The sequence below is a fragment of the Pseudomonas sp. B21-047 genome, from assembly GCF_024748775.1.
Taxonomy (GTDB): Bacteria; Pseudomonadota; Gammaproteobacteria; order Pseudomonadales; family Pseudomonadaceae; genus Aquipseudomonas; species Aquipseudomonas capeferrum.
Map to the genome: position 1 here is coordinate 3,233,894 of NZ_CP087169.1, position 26,113 is coordinate 3,260,006.

Below are 26,113 nucleotides of genomic sequence, written 5' to 3' on the forward strand. Positions count from 1 at the left end.
GAGGCTCGTTTCAGACATCAAAAGGAAGAGGTGCATTCAGCATGAGCGAGACACTGACGCAGGACCTGTACGAGCGTTTGTATCGTGGCAATCCGACCCTGGTCAAAACCCGCGACTTCGACGATATCGATGTCACGACCAACAACTTGATCTTTGTATTTCTTGTACTGGTCAACGGCTACCAGTTTCTCATCGCTCCCCTGTTGATCTCTACAAACCCCTGGTTCATGCTGACCCTGCTACCCACCCTGTTGTTCTCTTCGACCACCGGCGTCATGGTGCATGAGGCGATACACGGATTGCTGCACCCTGCCCCCCGGAGGAACCGGCGTATGGGCCAGGTGATGGCGGTGTTCATGGGCATCGCCTATGACTTGCAACGCTTCGATCATCTGCGGCATCACCGCGTCAATCGTACCGAGCATGATTGCGACGAGATCTATATCGCCCCGCGCCGATCGACGCGCAAGGTCGTCAATTATTACTATCGCAAATTGTTTGGTGCTTACTGGCACGACTTCGTGCTGACCGCAATCGTCTGCTTCCTGCCGCCCCGTTTTATCTACCCGCTGACGAGCCTCATCTACGGCTCGACAGTAGTGCCGTCGGACCATTGCGCGCTGTCCATCACCCTGCGCAATAAAAAACTGAGCGCACTGCGCACCGAAGGCGCGTGCACCTTGCTGCTGTTAGCTTGCAGTGCTTTTCTGTATGGCGCCAACTGGTGGATATTGGTGATCCTCTACTTACTCAGAGCATTCATTCTCACTGTGCTGGACAGTTTTGCCCACTACCAGACGCCCATCAATGATTCGCTGTTTGCGAGAAACGTGAAAGTGCCACTCTTTTTCGAGCGAGTGTGCCTGATGAACTTCAACTACCATGGCGCCCATCATATTTTTCCTACAGTTCCATGGGATAAGATCCCACAGTATATGCAGCACTTCCAACCCGATTTCTGCTTGATTACTCACGGCAGTCTGTTACGGTCGCTTAAAGCCAAATACAAGCCGCCTCGGGCTTTCAGCGTGTGGCCCCGTGGCTGGTTGGCGGGAGGGCGCAAAGAGGAAAAAACTTTTCAAACCTAATCCCTGCCAGATTACCGTAAGCGCTTACACTTGCGGCAAGCGATGTTCAACAGGCCGAGCGATATCTTACAAGAACATATGAGCCGGGCGATTTATCGTCGTCCAGCTCCAACAATATCGAGGACCCCCTATGCGACAGCAGTATGATCCTGCCTGGGTTGAAAGCACGGCTCAGGCCAAATGGCTTCGCGATGAAGTATTCAAGGCTGTCCAGGACGAAAGCCGGCCAAAGTTCTATGCCTGTTCCATGCTGCCCTACCCTTCCGGAAAGTTGCACATGGGGCATGTGCGCAACTACACGATCAATGACATGTTGGCCCGTCACATGCGGATGAAGGGCTACAACGTCCTGATGCCGATGGGATGGGATGCGTTCGGCCTACCGGCAGAAAACGCCGCGATGCAGTCGGGCGTATCACCCGCTCAATGGACACGGATGAACATCGCCGACATGAAGTCGCAGATGCAGCCGCTAGGAATGGCTTTCGACTGGTCACGAGAAATCGCCACCTGCGATCCCGAATACTACAAATGGAACCAGTGGTTTTTCTTGAAGTTGCTGGAAAAGGGCGTGGCCTACAAGAAGACCCAGATCGTCAACTGGGACCCCGTCGACCAAACCGTGCTGGCCAACGAGCAAGTGGTGGATGGCCGGGGTTGGCGATCCGGAGCGCTCGTCGAGAAACGCGAGATTCCCGGCTACTACCTGCGCATCACGCAGTATGGAGAGGAACTGCTGTCGGCCATCGATACCCTGGAGGGTTGGCCGGACATGGTCCGCAGCATGCAGCGCAACTGGATTGGCAAGGCCAGTGGAGTCCGCCTGGCCTTTGTCCACACTGTCGAAGACGCAAACGGGCAGTTGATCGACGCAGGCAAGCTGTGGGTGTTCACGACGCGCGTCGATACGCTGATGGGTGTGACGTTTTGTGCCGTTTCCCCTGATCATCCGCTGGCCAAGCGTGCCACGGCGCTCGATCCAGGGCTCGAGCCGCAGGTGCAGGCGTGTCGACAGGCGGCACAGACCAGCCCCGCCGCCGGCGCGCAGGCGAAGCTCGGTATCCCGAGCGGCTTGCACGTCGAGCATCCATTGACCGGCGAACCGGTCGCCGTGTGGATCACCAATTATGTGGTTGGTGAGTATGGGGAAGGCGCCTTGATGGGGGTGCCGGCCCATGATGAGCGCGATTTCGATTTTGCCCGTCAGTATGGCTTGCCCGTACACCCCGTCATCGCGCTCGACGGGGCTCCTTATGACCCTGCAGCCTGGTCGGATCGCTACGGCAGCCAGGAAGGTCGCCTGATCAACTCTGGCGCCTATGATGGTCTCACGGTGGAGCAAGCTGCCCTGGCAATCGTCGACGCCCTGGCCGAGCGTGGGCGTGGCGAGCAAGCCACCACGTGGCGCCTGCGTGACTGGGGAATCTCCCGGCAACGATACTGGGGAACTCCGATTCCGATCATTCATTGCGAATACTGTGGCGATGTACCAGTACCTTACGCAGACCTGCCGGTAATATTGCCGACCGATTGCATTCCCGACGGAAGCGGCAATCCGTTGCTGCAGCGTGAATCGTTCCGCCTCGTCGCGTGCCCTCGTTGTGCAGCACCCGCGCAACGGGAAACGGACACAATGGACACCTTCGTCGACTCGAGCTGGTATTTCATGCGCTACTGCGATCCCGACTGCCACACTTCGATGGTAGGGCCTGGCAACCGATACTGGATGCCCATCGACCAGTACATCGGCGGCATCGAGCATGCGGTGCTGCACTTACTCTACGCCAGGTTCTGGACAAGGGCGATGCGCGACGAGGGATTGGTGGACTTCAGTGAACCATTCAAGAATCTGTTCACTCAGGGCATGCTGCTGCGGGAAAGTTATTACCGCAAGGCGCAGGACGGTAGCCGACGATGGTTCTACCCCTGCGAAGTATCGGTTCAATACGATGAAAAAGGCCGTCCGGTCAGCGCGACAGCGATCGAAGATGGCTTGCCTGTCACCCTGGGTGGCGTGGAGAAGATGTCCAAGTCGAAGAACAACGTGGTCGAGCCCAAGGACATCATCGACCGGTTTGGTGCGGACACCGCCCGGTTGTTCACCATCTTCGCCGGCCCCCCTGATCAAAGCACGATCTGGAGCGACACCGGTGTCGAAGGGGCTTATCGCTTCCTGCGCCGTCTCTGGAGCTTTGCCGTTGATGAGCAGGCACGCTGGAGCGAAAGTGACGGCCAGGCGGCAGACGCCACAGAAGCCAGCCGTGTGCGCTTCATGACCCATGACTTGTTGAAGCAAATCAATAACGATTATGAGCGTCTGCAATACAATACCGTCGTATCGGGTGCAATGAAGATGCTCAAGGTACTGGAGAGTGCCCGCAGCGTTGGTCACCAGGTCTGCCGGGAAACCATGTCCATTCTCTTGCAGGTGCTGCAACCTGTGACGCCACATATCTCCCAGGTTCTCTGGGAGGCATTAGGATTCCCCGGCGCGATCTACGACAGTGCCTGGCCGACCCCGGACAGCGACGCCTTAAGGCAGGACGAAGTGAAGTTGATGGTACAGGTCAATGGCAAGCTACGGGGGGAGATTCTGGTCCAGGCCGATGCCGACCATGACACAATCCGTGACCAGGCGCTGTCCGATCCTGGGTTGAGCAAATATCTGGAAAGCGCAGGAAGGATGATCGTAGTGCCTAACCGATTGGTGAACTTCATCGTCTGACCATTCAGGTTGTCCCCTGAAACCAGAAAGCCGGCTTTCTCAGGAAATGTAGGCTTTCTGGTTCAGGCCTCAGTGGAAAACGTGTGCATCCCACCCACTGACTGCTGCGACGCGTAGCGACTGTGACGAGCCCAAAGCATAAGTTGCGCAAATGGGCGAGGGATTGCACATTTGAAACCGATCCCTCCTCGTTGCCTCCACTGGAATCCACTCGTAGCTGCAGTTGAAAGGGGTACATCTGCGGGTACAAATCCAATTTCCCATTCATAACCATTTGATTTATATGAATGTCCAAATGTTCTTTGGCGACCCTGAGAGTCTTTGAATCGCACATCGAGGCCTGAAACTCTTTCCCCTCAAATTAGGCGGCCACCATCACTTCAAGTGGTGATCGTGGTGTTCTTGACGGCTACAGATATTGCGGGAATCACCTTCAGAGGCCGCCAAAACACCATCGCCCGCACTGTAATGTCAGCGATACGTCTACAGTCGACAATACATGGGTTGTCCGGCACTACCGGGAAGCGCGAGACCAGTATGACTGGGGGTACAAAAAACTATGTCCCACCGAAAGCGAGCAGGCCGCCGTGAAGGGCTGGGTTCCGGTACGCGACTTCATGGTGCGCCAGACCCACGAGTCCGACCTGCGCCTGATCCACGAACTGGCCAAGGCACCTCTGCCGGCCACTGTGGATGAACTGACCCCGGTGCACCTGGTGCCGGCGTTCATGCTTAGCGAGCTGAAGATTGCCTTCCAGATCGGCTTCATGATCTTCCTGCCGTTTCTGATCATCGATCTGATCGTCTCCTCGATCCTGATGTCGCTCGGCATGATCATGGTGCCGCCGATCACGCTTTCGCTGCCGCTGAAGATCATGCTGTTTCTGCTGATCGATGGCTGGGGCCTGATAACCCAGACGCTCGTGCGCAGCGTGGTGTGAGCTGTCCATGGACAACCCGCAAGTGCTCAGTGACGAAGAACGCCTGCTCTGGCAGCAGTGGCTGTGTCTGCGCGAGGCAGACACCCGCACACGCCTGTTCTTATTCCATAGCGCCTGGTCGCGCACCGTCGCCGGGTACTACTACAACCGCTATCCGCACACGCTGGTGCAGTGGCACGACTACCTCAGCCTCACCTCCCAAGGGCTGCTGCAGGCCATCGACGGCTTCGACCCACTGCGCCAGGTACGCTTTCGCACCTACGCCGAGCCATTCCTCAAGGGCACAGTACTCAAGGGGCTGTCTGCCTATATCAAGGATCAGCGCTCAATCGCCCGCGAACGCCTGGAAGGCATCGGCAGCGAGCAGCGGTTCGGCGCCACCGACAGCGATTTCGAGCTGGTGGTCAACAACGCCGTCGACCTCGCTTTCGGCTACTTCTTTGAACTGGGGGTGATCGATGAAGAACCGCCAGACAACAACCCTCTCAGCGCGTATGTCTAGGAAGACAAGGATGAAAGCCTCGGCCTGCTGGTAGAGCGCCTGCCGGAGCGAGAACGGCAGATCATCGTTGGGCATTACTACCAGCAGATGAGCTTCGTGGAACTGGCGGGACTGCTCGGGGTGGGCAAGGCACGGGTGTCGCAGTTGCATGGGCAGGCGTTGCGGCGGATCAGGGGGATGTACGAGGAGACAAATGCAATGGAATGGGAGTGGTGAGGATTCTGGCAAGGGGGTGACGCAAAGAGCGCCCCCTGTTGCTGCCCTATGCCCTGAAGTCGAAGCCTGCCGGGGATTGCGTCGTCACGTAGTGCGCCAGGTAGTTATCCAGCACGTTCTCTGCATCTTCGAGCAGTCGGTAATCGGCAAAGTCATTGTTCTTGACGTGATAGACCTTGCCGTCGCACTTGTCCTCGTCAAGAAACAGGGCATCACCCGCGTCCGTCAACAACCAGCAATACAGGGAGTGCACGGAGTTTGCCTGGGTACTGTTGACGAAGTCTTTGATCAACGCTTTTTTAACGCCGCGCAGCACGCGATAGCGCTCGATCGTCAGACGCCCGCTGTAAGAGAACGGCGAGTTGGTCCAATCGGGGGACAGATATGAACGCTCGGTCAGCATGAAAGACCAGAAGTAGCGATACAGTTCCTTCCAGCGACGCGGTAGCATTGCGCAGTTTCTATCAAATGCTGGCCCCTCCGTTTCAAGGAAAACGGGCACGAGGTCGAAGAACAAGTTCAGTTCCCGCCCTTCAGCCGCCAGCGATCCCATCCATGTATCCTCAAGTTGCCTGAACAGCACTATCGGCATCGCATACTCGCGCTCGATAGCCGCCACGCTACGCGGGAAGGCTTCGCTGAAGCCTGGAAACATTTTACTAACGGAGGCACCTAAACCATCAATTACAGTGCTATGCAAGCGCATCCGCTGGGCATCACCAAGATCTACTGGGCTCGTGCAAACCAGATCATATCTATTCTTATCAAGCATCACTGCCCTCCGGCATTGAGTTTTTGGAAAGCCTGTATCTGCCTGTTAATGCGCTCCCGCAACAGGATCTGCTTCTCAGCCAGGTTTGAGATGTAGGTGTCGTTCAACCTCTGCTTACCGATCATCTCCCATTTTATGCTGGCACCTTTCGACGCATTGAGCGACTGCGGCAGCCCCTGCAAATTTCCAAGCCCGACACGGTCCTGAATGATGTCGGTCATCTGCGAACGGGTGAGTCTATCAAAATCCGGCAGCTCAATAATCTTGCTGACCGGGAAAATATGATCAACCGCAATGACTTGGCCAACCCCAGGTGCAGTCATTTTATTGGTCCGCGGATCTAGGTAGTCAACGTGCTGAAACCTGTCGCTCATCGCTTTGGTGACCGTGGTGATCCGCTTGCCAAGGCTTGGGATAAAGATCCCGCCGCCGAGGGTGCCGTATGACAGTGCCGGTGGCACGTACACCGAATTGCGGTAGTAGAATGCCCCCGCCCGCACCGCCGAGCCCGCGGCATCGGTGGTCGCACGCAACGCCACCCCACCAGCAAGCGTACTGGTGAGCAGGCGCAGGCCATCTTCGGCGATCTGCGCCCCCTCTGTTTGCGTCAGGTAGCGATCCGCCGCGCTGACCGTTCTGTCGAAGACGCCCTGTGGGTCATTCCTTACCTCGCTGCTCAGTCGGGACAAGCCTTCCAGCGCCTGGTCGCAAAGTTGTGCATCGGTCACCAGCCCGGCCATGATCGCCGTACTGTCGAGCATGTCCAGCGCCGCATTGGAAACCCCGCGTACGGCACGCCAAGACAGCGCTTCTGCCTGGCTGTCCGGCATCGAAGTCGAACAGAGGTTCCTGCTGGTCCGGTGTGACCAGGCTCGCCGGCAGATCCACCACCAGCCCGTCCGCCAGTGACGCAGCCATTGTGCCGTATCGAGCGGCCTGGGTCCGGAAGCTGTCAGCGGCACCGAAGGCGAAGTTGGCCAGGACGTTGCCAAAGGCATCCGCCGCAACCCTGGAGTAATCCGGTTTGTCGCCACCAAACCACTTGTCGTTCATGAACGCATTGGCGTGAGCGGCGACCTGGCCTCTGACGACCATGCCCCCTACACCCGGCTGCACGATCTGCCCACTGACATTGGCCGCCAGCGCCGAGGCCGCCATGCCCCCCAGCTGAAGGCACTGTCCAGGCCGACGATGCGGTTGGCGACGAGGAAGTCGTTGCGCCGACCAAACGCCGTGGCAAGCGCAAGCCGCTGCCGGCTGATTTGCCGCGTATCGAAGTTGTCCACGAACTGCCCGAGCATGAACTGACCTGCGCTTGTGGCTGCCGTTGAAGAGCCGGGTCGTGAGCCCAGCAGCCAAACCTGGATGTGGGTACAAACCGGCGGCCCACCTGATCGCCCGGTGATCCTTTTCGACTACGCAACCAGCCGAGCGCAGGAGGTGCCCGTGCACCTGCTGAATGGCTATCCCAGTTATGGCTATGAGCGCGTTGTCTCTTGCTAACCTTCTGATCGCGAAGCATGTCGGCTTTCCAGAAAGGAAAAAGCGTACATGCCGGCCACTACCGCTAAAAAGAATATGACGACTTGCCAGTGCCAGGTGAGTAGAAGAGCAACCGCTGGCCCAGGGCAGATTCCCGCAATTCCCCATCCCACACCAAACACTAGACTGCCCCCCATCAAACGGACGTCTAAACTGCTTTTGACTGGTAACTGCATACGGGCATTCAGCAAAGATCGACTATGCCTCCGTGCCCAGTTTAACGGGATAGCCGCTACCGAGATGGCGCCGAGCATCACAAGAGCAAGTGACGGATCCCAGGCTTTGCTAACATCAAGAAAAGCCAGCACCTTGCCAGGGTTTGCCATGCCTGCTAGAAGTAAACCCAAGCCAAACATGAGTCCTGCAATAAATGCGGTCAACTTGAGCATCTTCAGGCTCCTAATATATGACGAGTGACGTACACCGTTGCAAAACCGGAGGTCATAAAACACGCCGTTGCCAAGAGGGAGCGAGGAGAGCGTCGGGAGATCCCACACACGCCATGACCACTCGTACAGCCCGACCCGTAACGGGTTCCAACTCCGACGAGTAAGCCCGCTAGAATCAAGGCGGGCCATTCTGTATCGATTTCAATTTCTGGTAAGACGGTGAAAGCCCCCCAAAGCAGTGGCGAAATCACCAAACCGAGCAGAAACAGAGCCTTCTCGCTCCAACCCTCACTGCCAAATTGCAGCACACCTCCAAGCAAGCCACTGATGCCTGCAATCCTACCATTTGCGAGAACGAACAAGCTGACCGCCAGCCCTATCAAGGCACCTCCACATAATGATGACCATGGTGTGAAATTGGTCCAATCAATGCTCATCTTGCATCTCCTGAGAAAAAAGTCTGGCAAAGGATGACTGTCAGCAAAGCATCATCACCTACATAGCAACCATCTGAGCGCAAGTGGCCCCTGCAGGCTTCAGAGCTTTGCGGTTTACTGCATCTCATTTCAGCACTCACGGCACAGACTTCTCCTTTACGACTTTTTTACTCGACATCTTCTTGGTGAAATTGATACTGCCCGGTACCGCCACATGATGAGTTTGCTCGATGCCTCTCCCTGCATTGCACTTCATTGCATTCATCCTCGGGGTCTTCCTGATTACCCTGGCCGTCAGCATGGTTATTCCGATGGCGACACTGCTATTGTATGACCGTAGCGATGACCTCGAGTCCTTCGTATGGTCGAGCCTCATTGCCCTCTGTGCGGGCACTGCGCTGATCGCTCGCGGGATGCCCGAGGCGCCGCAACTGAGGGCCCGAGATATGTATTTCCTGACCACGGTCAGTTGGGTCATCGTCTGCGCCTTTGCGGCTTTGCCTATGGTGTTCATCAGACATATCAGCTACACGGATGCTTTCTTCGAAACGATGTCGGGAATCACCACTACTGGTTCGACCGTGCTGACCGGACTCGACAGCGCGTCGCCGGGGCTGCTGATCTGGCGATCCTTGTTGCATTGGCTTGGTGGTATAGGCTTCATCGGCATGGCCGTTGCTATTTTACCGCTGCTGCGTGTCGGCGGGATGCGCCTGTTTCAGACGGAGTCTTCGGACTGGTCTGATAAGGTGACGCCTCGTTCCCATGTCGCGGCCAAGATGATCTTGGTGATTTATCTAGGGCTGACAGCTTTGGCCACAGTGGCACTGTGGGCTGCTGGTATGACACCCTTCGAAGCCATCAATCACTCGATGTCACTCATCTCAACCGGTGGCTTTTCAACGTCCGATGCCTCACTCGGCCACTGGCGGCAGCCCGCTGTGCACTGGGTGGCAGTGGTGGTTATGATCTTGGGCAGCCTGCCCTTTACCTTGTACGTGGCGACACTGCGTGGTCACCGGCGAGCACTGCTGAAAGACCACCAGGTACGCGGCTTCCTTGGATTTCTTGTAGTGGTGTGGGTAGCCGTGGGCACTTGGCTATACTTGCATAGCGACCTGTCATGGACAGATGCATTTAGGATCGTCGCAGTCAATGTGACGTCGGTGGTAACCACCACAGGCATTGCTGTAGGGGACTACACTCTTTGGGGCAGCTTCGCAGTACTGCTCTTCTTCTACCTTACGTTTATAGGAGGGTGTTCAGGGTCTACAGCCGGCGGGTTGAAAATATTTCGCTTTCAGGTGGCCGCGTCGCTTCTGGTTAGCAGTTTGAAGCAGTTGATCCATCCACGGGCGATGATCTCGAAAAAGTACAATGGTCACCCCATTGATGAAGAGATCGTGCGCTCATTGCTGACTTTTTCGTTCTTCTTCTCTTTCACCATTGCCATGATCGCACTGGGGTTATCCTTGATAGGGCTTGACTGGACCACAGCGCTCAGTGGTGCAGCAACGGCTGTATGTAACGTTGGGCCAGGGCTAGGTACAGTGATTGGGCCTGCCGGGAACTTCGCCTCTATACCCGACGCTGCGAAATGGCTGCTGACCATCGGAATGCTCCTTGGCCGACTTGAAATTCTTACCGTGTTAGTCCTCGTTTCTCCTGCTTTTTGGAGGTTCTGAATTGCGCCTAGATCACATCGACTTTTACTTGCTTGGCCGTTGTTTCTTTGGCGGGATCAAGTGTGAAGGTCTACTGTACGGTGACAGGACTATCGCAGCGTTGCATTGGACAAGCGCACCCTCCTAGGGAGGGTCTGAAGTAGACCGCTATTTTCGGCTATTGAGCCATCGGCGCTTTCAAAAACGGTTGCCGTTCAAAAGCTTTGGCACCGAAGGAATACTGGTTTCCCTTCTTCGTTTGGTGCATTTCTGGGCCGCGTTTACCGTCCTTGTTCTAGGTCGAACTGGGTGCATGAATCATGCGTGGCATCGACGATGGTGCCTTGTCGCAGTGACAAGCCACGGTCGCCCAGATAGCCATTGATCACACTGAAAATACCAGCGGCCAACGCGTGTTTTTCCAGCAGGCGATGGAAGTTGAGAATGGTGGTTTCTCAAGGATTCGCTCCAGGCTCAGGCCGAAAAACTGGCGCAAAATCGTTGTGCTTTTGCTCGTCGGTGTATTTGTCTTTGTCTCCACGTGGCATGGCCGTCACTCCTGAAGGGCTCTAGGTGAACAGTTGAGCGCCCTCGGCGGAGTGCCGACTGATGGACGAATGGAATATCGTTCCCTGACCTCTGCCCGCCACTGGCATCGCACATGCTGTGGCCGGTCGCATCGTCGATGCCGTCTGTGTTCATGAAACCGCCCCACGCTGTGTCTCAGTGGGGCGGTCTGGGTCACTTCCTGAGTGCCTGGAAAGAACTCACCATGTCCTTGGCCCAACCATCGAGCACTGCTTTTGCGTCCTTGGCCTGCATGACCTGAGACGCGTTATCCAGTTCCGTCCCCGCTCCCTTGCGCACGACCTCAGCGACCACTTGGTTGGTATCGCCATCCAGAAACGCAGCTTCAGTAGCAATGCTGGTGTCCTGGTCACGGATGCCAGTGGCGGTGCTGATGCCGGCGGCTACCAGGGCAATCGGGATGACCTCATAAGGCCGCAGGCTCTTGGTCTTTGCACTGACAGCGGTGATCGCCGGGCGAACCACCAGCACCCCTGGGCCCGGGCTTGTCGCCAACGGCAAAACCTGGGAGAAGTGGTTTTTCAGCGTCTGGTCATAATACTGGGTGATGCCCTGCAGCGTGGATTGCGGGATCTTTTCCGTCGGTTGCGGCTTGGGATAGAGCTGGCTGGGTTCCAGGTACACGCTGGTATACCGCTTCGCATCGGTGCCCGGCTTTATCCAGCGCATCACCGGAGCCCCTGATGGGGATTTGTCTTCCTTCAAGACACTGTAATCCTTGAGAAAGCCCGAGTACTGATCGGACTCCACATACTTGCTCGCACAGCCCTGCAACAGCAATGTGCTGAGGCACATCGTTGCAGCCAACGTTTTGATCTTCATGCAGGCTCTCCTTCCATACGATTATGATGTTGCCGCTAGCATTGCCCTCAACCAGCCAAACAGACTCGCCCACGTTGCTGCTTGGCGTGGTACATCGCCTGGTCTGCCGCCTTGACCAGCATGTCCGCACAGGTGGCATGCGCAGGCGCGAACGCAAGGCCGATGCTCGGTGTGACGAAATCGATCAGCACGTCGCCGATACTCACCGGTGCACTCAACACCGCCAATAGCCGCTCGGCCAGTGCTCTGGCCGCCGCCTCGTCGATGCCAGGCAGGATCGCCGTGAACTCATCGCCACCCAATCGATAGACCGAGTCCTGCTCGCGCATGGCATTGCGCAGGCGTTCGGCCATGCAGGACAGCAAGGCGTCGCCGACATCGTGGCCAAAGCGATCGTTGACTTGCTTGAAACGGTCCAGGTCGAGAAAAACCAGCGCCAGCGGCCAGCGCTGCGTATCGAGTTGCCGCTCCAACTGCTGGTGAAAAGCCTTGCGATTGCCCAAGCCGGTCAGTGCGTCATGGTAGGCCATGTCCAGCAGCGCCTGCTGGTACTGAACATGCTCGCTCACGTCATGCAGGATGCCGCGGTAGCCGATCACGCTGCCAGTTGGGCCACTGATCCTGGTAAATCGCGTTTGGTAATGGCCCACGCTTCCATCCGCACGCTGCAGCCGGGCCGACAGCGGCGCACCTGCTTCGGTGTCGAACACCACAGCTGGGGTGGTCGAGTTGGCCTGCGTACTGCCTTGCAGTGAAGCGAACCTGTGGCCGATGACATCCGCCGCAGCGTAGCCAAGTATTTTGCAGAACGCAGGGTTTACCGACTGGATCCTGCCCTGTTGGTCGAGTTCGAAGTAGCCATCCTCCATGCCGTCCAGGATTACCCGCCCGCGGCTCTCACTCTGCTCCAGACGGTCCAGGGTGCGGTTGGCTTCCTGCGCCAGCAGGCCCAACTCGTCATGCCCTGCATCCGACAAACGCCCGCCCGTTGAATCTGCGCCTATGGCATGAAACTCTCGATGCAGGGTAGAAATCCGCCTGAGCACTGTGAAGTCCAAGGCCAGATAGATCAGCGCCCAGGCCAGGCAGATGATCGCGGCCATAGCCCCCAGCAACAGCTTCAGTTGTTCGCTGCCCTCGATATACAGGTGCCGCTCACGCTGCAACTGCAACTTCACCTGCGGCTCGCCCAGGCTGTCATGGAAGATCAGCTCGATACTGTGCTGGCGCGCGTCACTGATCTGGCGATTGCCGATACTGATGAACTCGCCATCCGCTCGCGAGGCATTGCGTTCAGCGCCGGCAGCATTCCACTGCAGCACTGCGCCCAGTTGCCGTTGCAGGGCGGCGATCCGCGCGGCATCGAGAAACGTGCCTGCAAACAAGACGTCTTTAGCGCCGGCCGGGCCGCCATCAACAGCCACAAGAATGAACGGCTGGCCGTTCACCAGCATCAGCTGAGGCGCTGGCGCTGACGCCATGGCCCTGGTCAAGCGCTCAAGCTGCGTCGACACTTCGCGCTGGAGTGCTGCCAATGACAAAGGCGTACTGTTGCCTGTGGCCCTGAACGTCGCAGGGTCCAGGGGTTTCCAGGCCGCAAGTTGCCCTGTATCGGTGGCCAGTACGAAAAAGTCGAAACCGGTCCGGCTGAAGATTTGCGCGGGCAAAGGGAACGCCAGGCCGAGGGGGCGAGGCAGTGACTCGGCCAACTGCTGCAAGCGATCGGCATCGCGTTCGAAGATGCTGCCCAACAGCGCGCGCATGCGGCCTGCCTCGATGACCAGGAGTCGCTCGTCCTGCTTGTCCAGCCGTTCGAGCAGCAAGGCATGAGCGGCAACGTAGCTGAGGAGCAGCACCAGCAACAGCGGCGGCGCGAACAGCCAGAGCAGTTTAGTGCGTAACGACATACCTACTCCCATGGGGCGCCATCCAAACCCTGAACCTCACCTGAGCAGTGCACCCTCAGGTAGTGGTCAACGCAATGATCACAGGCCCACAGACCGCCAGCAGAACATTGGAGATGGCATAGCACACGGTAAAGCCGATGACCGGCGTATTGCTGCCGGACTGCTCAAGGATCTTGTTCATCGACGCCGCTTCGGTTTGCGCTCCGGCCAGGGCACCGAACAGGATCATCGGGTGCAGGCGCAACACGTAGTAGCCAAAGTACAAGGTCACCACGGGAGGGATCAGCGTGACTGCGGCCCCGGAGATCAATAACGCCAGGCCTTGCGTTTCGATCGCGGCCAGCGCGGCAGGGCCTGCGAGCAGCCCGACGACTGCACCGAATGCGGTGAGGCCAAACTCTGAAAATGCCCATTGCGCGGCCGGCGGCAGCGCGCCGAAATCAGGATGACGCGAGTTGTACCAGCCAATCAGCAGGCCCACCAGCAGCACCCCGCCACCCACCCCCAACTCGACCGGAATGATGCCGATGTGGGTAGACAACATGCCGAGCAACGACCCGACCACCAACCCCAACGCATGGATCGCGATATCGCTCTTGTGATGGTCCTCGCGCACCCGCCCCAACTGCTCGGCCAGCGCTTCGACGCTGCGGGTGCGACCGGTCAGGGTAATCACATCGCCACGGCGCAATACCGTGTCGGGCAGCAGCGGTAAATCCAGCCCCTGGCGCGTAATACCGACGATGTAACAGCCCATGCGCATGGCGCCGACCAGCTCATGCTTGATCTGCTTCAGGGTTTTGCCCGACAGCTTGCGCGAGGTGAGCACGATGTGCGCCGTGCGGGTGGCAAACGACATCGAGAGCGGGTCATCCACCTCGGGGCCGATCCACGGGTTGAGCTGGGCAACGGCTTCGCGTAACGCGTAAACGCCTAGCACATCGCCACGCTGCAGGCGCAATTGCGCGTCCCGCTCAAGCACCCGGCCGTCACGCACAACCCGCTCGACACTGAGGTTGCGGTGCACTGCCTCGATATCGGCAATGCGCATGCCCTCGGCCGCCGATGCAGTCAATTGATGGGCACGCACCACGATACGCGTATAGGGGATGCTCAACGCAGCGTCCTCCTGCTCGATCCCCAGCGAACGCTCCAATTCCCGCGCAGAACTGGCCAGGTCCACGCGTAGCAGCCGCGGTGCGATGCTGCCAACGAAGACCACCAGGCCGATGGTACCGAACACGTAGGTGATGGCGTAGGCCACTGCCATATGGCTGTTGAGTTGCGCCTTGGTCGCCTCGTCGATAGACAGCTGGGCAATGGCACTGCTGGCCGTGCCCATGATGGCCGTGTCCGTCAAAGCCCCGGCTCCGAGCCCGGCCGTGAAACCCGCATCGAAACCGTACACGCTGTACATCGCCAGTATCGTGGCCAGCGCAGTACCGCACAGGACCACCGAGAGCAGCACCAGTTTCAAGGTGCCTCGATTGAGGCTACCGAAGAACTCCGGCCCACTCTTGAAGCCGACGGCGTAGATGAACAAGGCGAAAAATACCGACTTCAGTTCATGTGGCACTTCGAGCCCGATCTGGCCTATGACCAAGCCCATCAGCAGCGCCCCGGCAACCGAGCCAAGGTGAAAGCTGCCCACGCGTATCCGGCCGATCAGAACGCCCGATGCGATGGCCAGGAACACTGCAATTTCTGGGTTTGCACGCAAGGCATGGAGCACAAACTCGATCATTGCCGTTCATCCCTGGGCGCGTCCACGCAACGCTGTGCGCTGGAGGATAGCTGTCGCCTGAACGGCTCGCCAGCGGCCCTGATCAGCCAAGCTGCAGCTTCGGCGAGTGCGCCACCCCTTCAGCGCTCGCCACCCGTAAACCAGCGCATGTAAGGATTCTGTGCGCTGATCGGCGCCAAGGCCCGCGCCTCGCGCATCCAGCCCTGGCGATCGCCGTTGTAAGCCAGTAGCGACAAGCCATAGAAACGTCGCAACAGTTGCCACTCATCGTTCACCGCCGCCCGCACTGAAGGGCTGGCGTTTTCCAACGGCGGCGCTACCCGCAATGCCAGCAGCGCTGGCAGTACGCGGGTGATTTCACGCGGCCGGACCCACGGGGCGTATTCGATGCGTGGTCGATCATCGGTAACCGGCTGAGCATCGCCGGCATAGCGCTCCAGGCCCTGCCTATCGGTGACCCAAGTGGCCAGCAAGGCGCCGAGCGAACTCACACCGACCTGTGACAGCGCAGCTGACACCTCAGGCTGCTCGAAGCGTTGGCGGATACGCGGCACATCCAGCACCATGGGCGTGGCCGAGCCGATCAGCAGCATTTCGTGAAACTCGGTGGTCCACAACGAGGCATGCGGGAACACGTCAAGGAAGCTGCGCACCAACGAGCGGCTGTCTTCGTCGTTCTGGGTTGGTAGCGGCAGCCATTGGGCGACCAGCCCATGTTCTTGCAGACGCGACGCCGCCAACTGGTAGAAGTCGCGCGAGTACAGGTTCACCACCCCTGCCGCAGACGGCGGTGGTGGTTCCAGGGTGATCACGTCGTAGCGTTGCTCACTGCGCAGAAGCTCACGGCGCCCATCACGCAGGCGGATGTCCAGGCGTGGGTCGTTCACAGCGTCGTAGTTACCGGAAAACAGCGGCGCCGCTGCCAGAACTTGCGGCAGCAGTTCGGCGACCACCGGGTGATCCAGGCCCGGGTAGCGCAGCATCGCGCCGGCGGTGATCCCAGTGCCGAAGCCGATCACCAGCGCTGAGCGCGGCTCACCGCGATGGATCAGCAACGGCAGCAACGCCTGCAGGCGCATATAGCGCAGTGACGGCATGGCATCGCCGGTGTTGGAAACCCCTTGAATGTACAGGCGGTTGAACGCTTGGCCCTGACGCTGCTGGTTGACCACCGCCACCGTGCCGCCGCGGCCCTCCTGGTAGAACACCAGCTCGCCGCTGCGCGCCCCGGGCAACAGTTGCGCCAGGCGCTGTGGCGGAGTCAGCGCGCCGCTGACCAGGGTCGCGACGGCAACCAGCAGGACCGCTACGCGCATCCCCTTGTGCACGGTGTGGCCACGCCACGCCGCCACTGCGCCGATGGCTGCCGCCACACAGGCGAGCACGACCAAGGTGCGTACCAGCCCGACCTCTGGCACCAGAACAAACCCGGTAAGCATGACACCGACAATCCCGCCCAGGGTGTTTAGCGCGACCACCACACCCACGTCCCGTCCCACCTGGCCACTGTCCACGGCCAGGCGCAACGCCAGCGGGAATGCCGCACCCAGCAACGTGGTGGGTACGAACACCACGCACAACGCGGCAGCGGCGAAGCGCGCGCACATACCTGCCAGCTGACTACCGGTCAATTGCAATACATGGCCTTCCAACGTGGTCTGCAGGATCACCAGCCAACGCCCGAGCCCGGCGATCTGCAGCAAGGCCAGTAGCCCAGCGGCCGCGATCAGCAGGCCGAACAACCCCCACGGGTCGCGGATGCGGTCGGCACGCCGGGCGTACACGGCACTGCCCAGTACCAACCCGGTCAGATAGGTGGCCAGCACCACGGAGAAAGCAAAGGCGCGGGTGCTCATGAACTGCACGATCGATTGCGTCCACATCACCTCGTAACCAAGCGCCACGCCCCCCGCCAGGCAATACAAGGTGAGGGCCAAGCGCGCCTGCGGGGAACGTGTTGGCGCAGTATCCGTAGCAGTGGGCAGTGCCCGCTCATCCTTGGCGCGCCCAACCCATGCACCCAGCGCCGCCAGCAGATTCAACAAGGCGGCCACACCGGCGGCCCCGGTTACGCCGAGCTGGGGCAACAGGACGAACGCCGCCAACAAGGTGCCGAGGATTGCCCCGGCGGTATTGGCGGCGTACAGCCGACCACCCGCCTCGCCCATCTGCCCTTCGCTTGGGGTCAGCGCCCGAACCAGCACCGGCAAGGTGCCGCCCATCAGGAACGCCGGCAGCCCGACCAGGCTGAATGGCAGCAGCCAAGCCAACAGGCCGACACTCGCCTCCAGGCGGGCAAACAGCGCCGCACTCTGCGCCAGGGCCAAGGTCGCCGCCACCGCAACGATTGCCACCGCCAGCTCTAGGCCGGCATAGAGCTTGACCGGACGCCGCAGGCGGTCGGCCCAGCGGCCGAACACCAGCCCGCCCAGCGCCAGGCCGGCAAAAAATGCACTGATGCCTGCGGTGATGGCGTACACCTCCACCCCAACCACCAAGGACAGCTGCTTGACCCAGAGCACTTGGTAGATCAGCGCTGCACCGCCAGAAACGAACAGCAGCGCCGCTGGCAGCATCAGTTGCAGCGGTGTCCGGTTTTCGGTGGATTCAGGGGTATGAACGCGGGCGCAATTCACAGCTGCTGGCATCGATAAGCCTTAGCGGACCTGTTGCCAAGTCCGCAATGGATGTAGAAAAAATGCGCCCGCCAACGGCGGGCGCGGGGCCGTACGCTCAGTTCTTCATCTTCTCTTCGATTTTCTTGTCCACGTCAGCACGGATCTGATCGATGCTGAAGCTCGCTGGACGCTGGCTCGGCGGATACTCGACGAAGGTCTGCAAGAATGCAGCTGCTTTGCGAGTACCTTGGAAGATCAAGTAATCGTTTTTGGTCAACCAATCGTAGTATTGGTCCGAGACGATATCAGCTCGCTCGTAGGGGTCCATGCGAAGGTTGAACATCTTCGGCACGCGCAAACAGGTGAATGGCTCGCTCCAGACTTGCAGCCCGCCAGGGGCGCGCTGTTCGCAGAACACCAGTTTCCAATCCTGGAAACGCATGGAGACCAGCACACCGTCATCGTTGAAGTAATAGAACTCGTTACGCGCGCTCTTGTCGGCTTTGCCCGTCAGGTAATCGAGTTGGTTGAAACCGTCGAGGTGGACCTTGAAGTTCTTGCCTGCCACATCAGTGCCCTTGAGCAAGCGGTCCTTGATGTCGGTATCCCCTGCTGCGGCCAGCAGAGTCGGGAACCAGTCCAATCCAGAGAACATCTGGGTAGACACCGTTCCCGGCTTGACCTTGCCTGGCCAGCGGACCATCGCCGGCACCCGATAAGCACCCTCCCAGTTGGAGTTTTTCTCATTGCGGAACGGCGTAGTGGCGGCGTCCGGCCACGACCACTGGTTCGGCCCATTGTCTGTGGTGTAGACCACGATGGTGTTATCGGTGATTTTCAGATCATCCAGTGTCTTCAACAGTTTGCCTACATCGCCATCATGCTCCAGCATGCCATCGGCGTATTCATTGCCGACCATTCCGCTCTGGCCCCGCATGGATTCACGCACATGGGTAAACGCATGCATCCGCGTGGTGTTCATCCAGACAAAGAACGGTTTGTCTGCCTTGACCTGCTTGTCGATGAAGTTGATCGCCGCCTGCGTGGTCTCGTCGTCGATGGTTTCCATGCGTTTCTTGGTCAAGGCGCCAGTGTCCTCGATCTTGCCGTCGGCGCTGGATTTGATCACCCCACGTGGTGAGGCGGCCTTGACGAATTCCGCGTCATCCTTGGGCCAGAACTCGCGCTCAGGCTCCTCCTCTGCATTGAGGTGGTAAAGGTTGCCAAAGAACTCATCAAAACCGTGGTTGGTGGGCAGGTACTCGTCGCGGTCGCCGAGGTGGTTCTTGCCGAACTGGCCCGTGGCATAACCTTGCGCCTTCAATGCCTGGGCGATGGTCACGTCACGGGCTTGCAGGCCGACCGGCACACCGGGCATGCCAACCTTCGACAAACCAGTGCGCAGCGGCGTCTGGCCAGTGATGAAACTCGAACGGCCGGCGGTGCAACTGTTTTCGGCGTAATAGTCGGTAAACATCATCCCTTCTTTACCGATGCGGTCGATGTTCGGTGTCTGGTAGCCGACCACCCCCTGGCCATAGGCACTGATGTTGGTCTGGCCTATGTCATCACCGAAAATCACCAGGATATTGGGCTTTTCTGCGGCATTCGCCGCGCACACGCCCATCGCCGCAGTGGCGGCGAGCGCGAGGGTGGATATCCATCTTCTACTGGACTTCATAAGGCGATCTCTCCGTATCACGTTTACTGGCAATTGCCACGACTACGCGCACGATCGACCTACTACTCGGCTGGTTCCCTGTGCCCCTGCGGTGTCTCTTTCATTGAGCCTGCTGCTTTTCATATGGGTAGATGCGCTGCCATTCACGGGCCATGTCCACCACGGTCCAGTTCGCGCGCCTGGCGGCGTCCAGAGCCTTGTCCAGGCGCCCGACCTTGCTGTTGCGGTCGTAAGCCCATTCGCGTGTTGCATCGGTGTGGTGGACCAGGCCGGCAAAACGCTTGCCGTCGCCGGCCATGGTCCACTGCAGCATTTGCAGGTCGCCATCGGAGTTGCCGAAAGCGAGGATCGGTCGACGGCCAATGCGCGCGTCGATGCTGACCGGCTTGCCGGGCCCGTCATCGTTGTGCAGCAACTTGGGCAGCCGCTCGATCGACAGTTTGCCGTTGTCATCGATAAAACGCGCGTCCAGGGTGGTGCCGATCACTTGCTCCGGCGGCACCCCGTAGACCTCTTCAGCGAAGGCACGCATGAAGGCCACCTCGCCGCCCGACACGATGTACGTTCTGAAACCGTTGGCCCGCAGGTACTGCAAGAGTTCGAGCATGGGCTGGAAGACCATTTCGGTGTACGGCTTGTGGCTGCGGGGGTGCACGGCCGTTGCCAGCCAACGCTTGGTGTTGGCGATGAAAGCCTCGGTACTGAACCCGGCATGGGTCGCGGCAACGATCTTCAGCAGGCCTTCCATGCCGCTATCGCTCAGCGTCTTCTGATCACCCTGCAGAACTGCCTTGAACGGCTGTTGGCTTGCCCACTCAGGGTGCTGAGGCGCGAGTCGTTTCACCTCATCCAGGGCAAACAGCACTTCGAAATACAACGGCTGTTCGCTCCACAAGGTGCCGTCATTGTCGAAGACAGCAACCCGCTCGACCGCTGGCACAAAGTCCTTGCCGCCCTCGGTGGTCACAGCCGTGACAAAGGCTTCGATGGCCTGGCGTGACGGCCCATCACGCCACGACGGTAATGGGTCCGCGGCTTGCACCAGCCAGGGCAGCATGAGCAACAGCGCCCACCACCAGCGTACGCGTTGTAGGTCAAGCATGCAGAATCCCTCCTCTGTACTACCTACCCTGTTCGACTCGTATCATGGATTGAGTGGTTTCAAACCGTTGCGCTGACTGCTGCGGACGTGTTCGGGTGCCAGCACCCGCCTGGCCTGCGAAAGCGTCGGGCCCAGCGGCGGCGTCACTTGAGCGGAGCCACTTGGCTTGCCGTAGCGGATCTGGAGCCAGTCTAGTAGACGAATTCCTGATGAGGGGGGCAAACGCTGGGAAAAATCAGACAACGTGTAGTACCCGGTACGGCGTCGAACCCACAGGTACAGCCCGCCAAGCTCAGGGGGGTCTTGTGCAAGTTGCTTGCGGGCCAACTGCCAGGCGTAGTCCGCAGACTGCAAGCGTGCCGTGCGGCGCGCCGCCTGCCAACCTTCGAACCGACGCCAGGCCGCGTACAGCCAAGGCCTGCAGAGATAAATCAGTCCCCCACCTAACAGCAACAGGCCGATCAACCACAGCCACTGCGCTGACAGGCGCAACTGTGCCTGGCGACCGAGCGCCCGCAAGTCTTCGTCGATGGAAAAGGGGGCTTTATAAGTGCCTTCGGTGACGTTCAAATCGATGGGCGGCAGCGTTGCCTGCCTGGCTTGGCCGCTGGCGGCGTCCCACCACTGCAGTTCGATGGCAGGCAGTTGGTAGTGCCCGGCGGCGGACACCACGTAGGTCACGCTGTCTTCACGCTGGCCACCGCTCGTGCCACCCCGACCATCACTGAGAGGTGTCACTCTGGGCGTTTGCACATAACGTTTGAGGCCGGCAACTTCGCTCAAGGGCGGCGGCGGTAGCAACATTGCCTGGGCGCCCTCGGCGCGGGTCAGTACACGCCGGGTAATGCTGTCGCCTGCTCTCAGTGGCGAATGCGACAGCTGCGTCTGTTGCTCGAGGCTAACCTTGCGCGCCACCAGGCGATGCCCACCCGTGTCACCCGCCAGTGCCTTGGCCACCCACGACAGCGGTTCGCTGGTGAGCGTCAACGGGCCATCCGACTGCCCTGGGAACACCTGAAAGGATTGCGCCGGGAGGGTGAAGGTTTGGGCTGCCTGCGGGGTGATCTGGTAGGTGTAGCGCAGGCCGAAGAAAGTCTTGCCATCGTGCTCTTGGTTCAGGTGCTGGGCCTCGCCGCTCGGCGCACTCACGGTGGCGCCCGGTAAGTCGATCAAAGGCAGCACTGGCGGTTGGGTGAACCAGGTATCGACCAGCAGATCGACCTGCAATTCGACGGTGGCGCCTACCACCGTGTCGCCGCCAGGCACCAGACGCGCCTGCACCCGAGCCTCGGGCGCCGCCATTGCAAGCAACGGCAGGTACAGCCCTAGCAGTAACAGCAAGTGTCTCATCAGCTGCCCTCCGCAGTTTGTCGCGAGGCGTCCTGCAGCAGGAACTTGCGCCTGAGAAACTGGGCCGGCGAGGTGGTCAGGTTGTTCAACCAGACCTGATCGGAAGCTGCCTGCGGCGTCTGCTGTTGCTTTTGCTTGGCGCCTTTGGAGGGCGTCTGGTCCTCTACCACCTTGTCAGCCTTCTCATCCGGGGTGCCGGCTTTTTGCTGATCTTCATAGTCCTTGAGCAACGCCTCGGCCAGCGCCAGGTTGGCGGTGGCCTCAGGAAATACGGGCTGCTGCTTCAAAGCCTGCTGATAGGCCTGGACCGCCTGGGGAAACTTGAACTGGCGCACGTAGATGTTGCCCCGGTAGAAGTAGGCCTGCGCGCTGTCAAGCTTGCCGAGGCTGGCCAAGGCGACGTCGTAGTCGGCAGCGTTGTAGGCAGCCAGGCCTTTCCAGTAGGGGTCGGTGAAATGCGCAGCGGCCTGAGGGTAGTGGCCATGTTCGAAGGCCCAGCGCCCCTGTTGGTTGGCGGTGAAGAACGCATCGGCCACAGGCCCGGCCTGGGCGTTTTGTGGCTGGGCGCCTAGTAGCACTGCCACCAGTACGCTAGCCATCCACTGCACCTTCCAACCACGGCGCAGGCACAACAGTGCAATGAGCGCCAATGGCCAGCACAGCCAATAGCCGGCGTCTTTCCAGTGCACCTGCTGCGGGTCGCCCTGGGCCGCCTGAAAATGCTGCTGCGCATGCAACTCGACCCAATCGAGGTCATCGTCGTTCAAGGTCAGGCTGCCCAACGGGCCATTGCTGGCCTTGGCCAGCTTTCGCAAAGCGTCTTCGTCGAAAGCCGCCTGTAGCGGCCGCCCATCGGCGCCGATCCGTGTACGGCCCTGAGCATCCCGCAGCACGCCGGCATCGCGGCTGCCGACCGCCAACACCATCACTTGCAGATCACTGCCCTCGAGCGCTTTTGGGATCGCTGCGAACTGCCCGGCGTCGGCGCCATCGGTAAGCAGGACCAGAGTTCCAGGTACTTGCTCGGCGGCCAGCAAGCGCTTGGCCACCTCGATCACCCCCAGCACGTCCTTGCCTGGCTGGCTGATCAGATCGGTGGACAACGCCTGCAGGAAGGTGTCGAGCAGTTGCGGGTCTTGCGTCGCCGGCAAGACCAGATGCGCGCTACCGGCATAGACGACCAGCGCGGTTCGCGCCCCTGCCCTGCGCATGACCAGGTCGTGCAGCGTGTGCTTGGCGGCCTGCAGGCGCGAGGGCGGCACATCGTCGGCATCCATCGAGGGCGAAAGGTCCAGCGCCAGGATCAACGGTGCTCGATTGTCGACGAACGCCGGAACATCGCGCTGCCAGGTCGGCCCGGCAGCGGCCAGCGCCCCGATGCCGAGCAGTGCAGCGAGCAGATGGACCGGCCGTACGCGCTGCTGTTCTTCTGGGGTGATGATCAAATGCGCGACCAGGTGCGGGGCGATGATGCCCTGCAATTGCCGCTTCAGATCATTGCGCCGCTGCCAGGCCCAAGGCAGCAACACGGCCGGAACCCACAGCAACAGCCAGTAAGGGCGAAGCAGATGCAGCGCGTTGAGGTCGATGTCCATATCAAGGCCTCGCCGGCGCGGGCTTTGCCCGCAACGGGCCGGCTATCGCTGCCAGGCCGTGACTCAGGGCCAGCAACAGCAAAGCCGCGCCTAACGGCCACCAGAACAGGTCCCGCTTGGGTTGGTGGCTGAACGTCTTGACCGTGTGCGGCGTGATTTGGTCGAGCGTGGCGTACACCTGGGCCAAGGCACTGCGGTCGTCGGCGCGGAAGAACCGACCGGCAGTGGTGCGCGCGATATTTTCCAGCGCCTGCAGGTCGACCTTGTCCTCACCGCTGGCCTGAGGATCGCCAATGCCGATGGTATGAACCGTGATGCCGCGTGCATGTGCCAGGGCTGCGGCGTGCTCCGGCGTGATCGCACTGCCGGTGTCATTGCCGTCACTGAGCAAAATCAGCACCTTCTCCTGTTCCTTGGCCTGGTCCAGCAGTTTGATGGCAAGGCCAATGGCATCACCGATCGCGGTGTTCGGCCCGGCCATGCCCACCCCTACCTCATCGAGCAGCAGCAACAGACTGGCATGGTCCAGGGTCAAGGGTGCCTGGGGGTAGGCACCGGTCCCGAAGACGATCAAGCCAATGCGGTCTTGCTTGCGCTGGTCGATGAAGTCACGCACCACTGTTTTGACCGCGCTCAAGCGGTCCACTTGCTGGCCATTGCCATCTGTGAAGTCCTTGGCCTGCATGGACTGGGAGATATCGATGGCCAGCAGCATGTCGCGGATCGGCTGGTCGTGCTCGATGGCCTTCTCCACCAGCACCGGCCGCGCACAGGCCGCCAGCAGCAGCCCCCACACCAGCAGGTTGATAACCACTTGCCAGCGACCGCCCGAACCTTGTGAGGTGCTCGGCAATTGATTGACCGCCCGGCTCATGGCAAAGAAAAACGGCACCCGCAACGCACTGTGCGCCTCGTGATACGGACGCAGAAACCGGTACGCGAGCCAGGGTAACGGCAGCAGCAAAAACACCCAGAGGTAGTCAAACTGCCACATGGTGGGCCTCGATCCAGCGTCGGCAGGTGTGCACCAGGGTGCTGAGTTCTTCGGCGCCGAGCGATTGCACCCGCGCATCAGGCGCATAGGCCAGGGTCTGCAGGCGCTCGGCAAACTGTTCGGGCAGCGCAAAGCGTGCCCGTTGCTGAAGAAAAGCCTGCCAGTGCGAGCCTGACAAACTGTGCACGGGCGGTGCATCGGGCATCGACAGCGCGACGCGCTTGAGTAATTCGGGTAGTTCCCGCAAGGCCTGTAGGCGTTGCTCGGGGATAGCCAGAGCCACATCGAGTTGGTTCAGCCGTTGCAACGCCTCACGCCGGTAACGTTCACGCTGCCAGCGCCGCCAGGCAAGCACGGCATAGGCAAGCGCCGCCGCCAAGGCAATCGCCAGCAATACCCACCAGCCCCAAGTTTGCGGGGCATAGCTGAACGGGGATACCGGTAGCGGTAGCTCCTTGAGCTGGTCGATCGTTGCCGCAGGCGCAGGCGCGTTCATCGGGCACCTCCCGCAAGCCGGCCAAGCTCGCGCCGCAGTTGGTCCAGCACCTCTTCACCGGTACTGATCAGCATCAACGGAATCTGGCTACGCCGCAGCAGTTCGGCCACCGCTTGCAAGCGCCCGGAGAGATAATCGCTCAACGGCCGCTGCACGTGGCGACGGCCAACTTCAAGGTCGACCTGCAATTCACCTTGGGTCACGGTAAGCCGCCCCTTGTCTGGCACTTCCAGGGCGATGGGGTCGTACACCTGCATGGCGATCACATCGTTGTGCGCACTGAGCTGGCGCAGCAGTTTCAGGGTCTGTTCGGTAACCCCGGCAAAGTCACTGATGATGCACACGAGGGCATCATGCCCGGCGATGCCGATGGCGTCGCGCAGCATGTTATCGAGTTGCACCTGTTGTTCACTGTCCGGGCCTGCTGCGCTTAGGCTGTTGTTGCTGCGCACCACGGCCGCGCAAAACTGCTGTACCCGTGCGCGACTGCGCAGCGGCTTGATATGCACCACCTGCTTATCATCGAAGACCAAACCGCCTACCCGGTCGCCGGCATGCAGGGCAATCCATGCCGACAACGCCGCAAGCTCGGCGGCGGTAACCGACTTGAAACTGCGCTGTGAGCCGAAGTACATGTTCATGCGTTGATCCACCAGCAGCAGCGTCGGCCGGTCCCGCTCCTCGGTGAAGGTGCGCACGAACGGTTTGCCGAAACGCAACGAGGCACGCCAGTCGAGGTGGCGCAGATCATCGCCAGGGATGTAGCGACGCAGCTCGTCGAAACTCAGGCCGCGACCCCGCAGGCGTGAGGCATGATTGCCTGCCAGGATGCTGGCCAACGGCTGCCGGGCCAAGAAACTCAACCCGCGCACGCGATGTTCGAACGCCATGAGCTGGCTTAGCGAGGCATAGACGAAACCATCCTGGGTCGGTTGCATGG

The 26,113-nt window shown here is 59.9% G+C and carries 21 protein-coding genes and 2 pseudogenes; 7 read left to right on the forward strand and 16 right to left on the reverse strand.

The annotated features are described in order from the left end of the window. Window positions 1-41 precede the first annotated feature (41 nt). The 5 genes from LOY26_RS14610 to LOY26_RS14630 all read left to right on the forward strand — a co-directional run bounded on the left by LOY26_RS14610 (window position 42) and on the right by LOY26_RS14630 (window position 5,472). Window positions 42-1,088: a fatty acid desaturase gene (locus LOY26_RS14610; RefSeq protein WP_033698410.1), complete on the forward strand. Its 1,047-nt coding sequence runs from the start codon at window positions 42-44 to the stop codon at window positions 1,086-1,088. Window positions 1,089-1,218: 130 nt separating this feature from the next. Then, window positions 1,219-3,813 (forward strand): leucine--tRNA ligase, encoded by a 2,595-nt coding sequence (gene leuS / locus LOY26_RS14615; RefSeq protein WP_258713701.1) that lies wholly within the window; start codon window positions 1,219-1,221, stop codon window positions 3,811-3,813. A gap of 374 nt (window positions 3,814-4,187) precedes the next feature. Then, entirely contained in the window at window positions 4,188-4,754 is a 567-nt protein-coding gene (locus LOY26_RS26890) for a hypothetical protein (RefSeq protein WP_309475617.1), read from the forward strand. Window positions 4,755-4,761: 7 nt separating this feature from the next. Further along, window positions 4,762-5,256, forward strand: a complete 495-nt coding sequence (locus LOY26_RS14625) for a hypothetical protein (protein WP_258713702.1) — start codon at window positions 4,762-4,764, stop codon at window positions 5,254-5,256. Window positions 5,257-5,283: 27 nt separating this feature from the next. Then, window positions 5,284-5,472, forward strand: coding sequence for a sigma factor-like helix-turn-helix DNA-binding protein (locus tag LOY26_RS14630; RefSeq protein ID WP_258714911.1), 189 nt, complete (start codon window positions 5,284-5,286; stop codon window positions 5,470-5,472). 46 nt (window positions 5,473-5,518) lie between these two features. Here LOY26_RS14630 and LOY26_RS14635 read toward each other — a convergent pair whose 3' ends face one another. Beyond that, complete coding sequence (locus tag LOY26_RS14635; RefSeq protein ID WP_186664183.1) at window positions 5,519-6,244, reverse strand: hypothetical protein; 726 nt, start codon at window positions 6,242-6,244, stop codon at window positions 5,519-5,521. Next, window positions 6,244-7,005, reverse strand: a complete 762-nt coding sequence (locus LOY26_RS14640; RefSeq protein ID WP_258713703.1) for a hypothetical protein — start codon at window positions 7,003-7,005, stop codon at window positions 6,244-6,246. Before LOY26_RS14640 ends, LOY26_RS14635 begins: the two co-directional genes overlap by 1 nt. Window positions 7,006-7,404: 399 nt before the next feature. Between LOY26_RS14640 and LOY26_RS14645 the strand changes: the two are divergent. Further along, window positions 7,405-7,720, forward strand: a pseudogene (locus LOY26_RS14645) (transposase); the annotation flags it as partial. A 23-nt stretch (window positions 7,721-7,743) separates the two neighbouring features. Here LOY26_RS14645 and LOY26_RS14650 read toward each other — a convergent pair. Both LOY26_RS14650 and LOY26_RS14655 read right to left on the reverse strand, forming a co-directional pair. Beyond that, on the reverse strand, window positions 7,744-8,175 hold the full coding sequence (locus LOY26_RS14650; RefSeq protein WP_186655876.1) for a DUF6691 family protein: 432 nt from the start codon (window positions 8,173-8,175) through the stop codon (window positions 7,744-7,746). Between the two features lie 2 nt (window positions 8,176-8,177). Next, window positions 8,178-8,612, reverse strand: coding sequence for a YeeE/YedE family protein (locus LOY26_RS14655; protein WP_186664189.1), 435 nt, complete (start codon window positions 8,610-8,612; stop codon window positions 8,178-8,180). A gap of 230 nt (window positions 8,613-8,842) precedes the next feature. Between LOY26_RS14655 and LOY26_RS14660 the strand changes: the two genes are divergently transcribed. Further along, window positions 8,843-10,297 (forward strand): TrkH family potassium uptake protein, encoded by a 1,455-nt coding sequence (locus LOY26_RS14660; protein ID WP_186655880.1) that lies wholly within the window; start codon window positions 8,843-8,845, stop codon window positions 10,295-10,297. Between the two features lie 199 nt (window positions 10,298-10,496). On the opposite strand, the pseudogene LOY26_RS14665 reads toward LOY26_RS14660, so the two are convergent. The 12 genes and pseudogenes from LOY26_RS14665 to LOY26_RS14720 all read right to left on the reverse strand — a co-directional run. Then, a pseudogene (locus LOY26_RS14665) lies at window positions 10,497-10,781 on the reverse strand (IS5/IS1182 family transposase); the annotation flags it as partial. Window positions 10,782-11,017: 236 nt separating this feature from the next. Continuing rightward, window positions 11,018-11,686 carry a DUF3313 domain-containing protein gene (locus LOY26_RS14670; protein WP_186655882.1) on the reverse strand — a complete coding sequence of 223 codons (669 nt, stop codon included), beginning with the start codon at window positions 11,684-11,686 and terminating at the stop codon, window positions 11,018-11,020. Window positions 11,687-11,733: 47 nt separating this feature from the next. Then, a complete protein-coding gene (locus tag LOY26_RS14675; protein WP_258713704.1) occupies window positions 11,734-13,593 on the reverse strand; it encodes a diguanylate cyclase domain-containing protein in 1,860 nt (619 codons plus the stop codon). 55 nt (window positions 13,594-13,648) lie between these two features. Next, window positions 13,649-15,337, reverse strand: coding sequence for an aspartate-alanine antiporter (gene aspT, locus LOY26_RS14680; RefSeq protein WP_186664200.1), 1,689 nt, complete (start codon window positions 15,335-15,337; stop codon window positions 13,649-13,651). A gap of 119 nt (window positions 15,338-15,456) precedes the next feature. Further along, on the reverse strand, window positions 15,457-17,913 hold the full coding sequence (locus LOY26_RS14685; protein ID WP_258714912.1) for a fused MFS/spermidine synthase: 2,457 nt from the start codon (window positions 17,911-17,913) through the stop codon (window positions 15,457-15,459). Window positions 17,914-18,070: 157 nt separating this feature from the next. Then, entirely contained in the window at window positions 18,071-19,636 is a 1,566-nt protein-coding gene (locus LOY26_RS14690; RefSeq protein ID WP_186664202.1) for an arylsulfatase, read from the reverse strand. Between the two features lie 100 nt (window positions 19,637-19,736). Further along, on the reverse strand, window positions 19,737-20,738 hold the full coding sequence (locus LOY26_RS14695; protein WP_186664203.1) for an HAD family phosphatase: 1,002 nt from the start codon (window positions 20,736-20,738) through the stop codon (window positions 19,737-19,739). Between the two features lie 42 nt (window positions 20,739-20,780). After that, the gene (locus LOY26_RS14700; RefSeq protein WP_258713705.1) at window positions 20,781-22,088 is read right to left on the reverse strand and encodes a hypothetical protein; all 1,308 of its coding nucleotides are present in this window, start codon (window positions 22,086-22,088) and stop codon (window positions 20,781-20,783) included. After that, window positions 22,088-23,683, reverse strand: coding sequence for a VWA domain-containing protein (locus LOY26_RS14705; RefSeq protein ID WP_258713706.1), 1,596 nt, complete (start codon window positions 23,681-23,683; stop codon window positions 22,088-22,090). Before LOY26_RS14705 ends, LOY26_RS14700 begins: the two co-directional genes overlap by 1 nt. 1 nt (window position 23,684) lies before the next feature. Beyond that, complete coding sequence (locus tag LOY26_RS14710; RefSeq protein ID WP_186655924.1) at window positions 23,685-24,677, reverse strand: VWA domain-containing protein; 993 nt, start codon at window positions 24,675-24,677, stop codon at window positions 23,685-23,687. Beyond that, window positions 24,664-25,173 (reverse strand): DUF4381 domain-containing protein, encoded by a 510-nt coding sequence (locus tag LOY26_RS14715; protein ID WP_186655927.1) that lies wholly within the window; start codon window positions 25,171-25,173, stop codon window positions 24,664-24,666. Before LOY26_RS14715 ends, LOY26_RS14710 begins: the two co-directional genes overlap by 14 nt. Continuing rightward, window positions 25,170-26,111, reverse strand: coding sequence for a DUF58 domain-containing protein (locus LOY26_RS14720; RefSeq protein WP_186655930.1), 942 nt, complete (start codon window positions 26,109-26,111; stop codon window positions 25,170-25,172). The genes LOY26_RS14715 and LOY26_RS14720 overlap by 4 nt, the downstream gene beginning before the upstream one ends. Window positions 26,112-26,113: the final 2 nt, after the last annotated feature.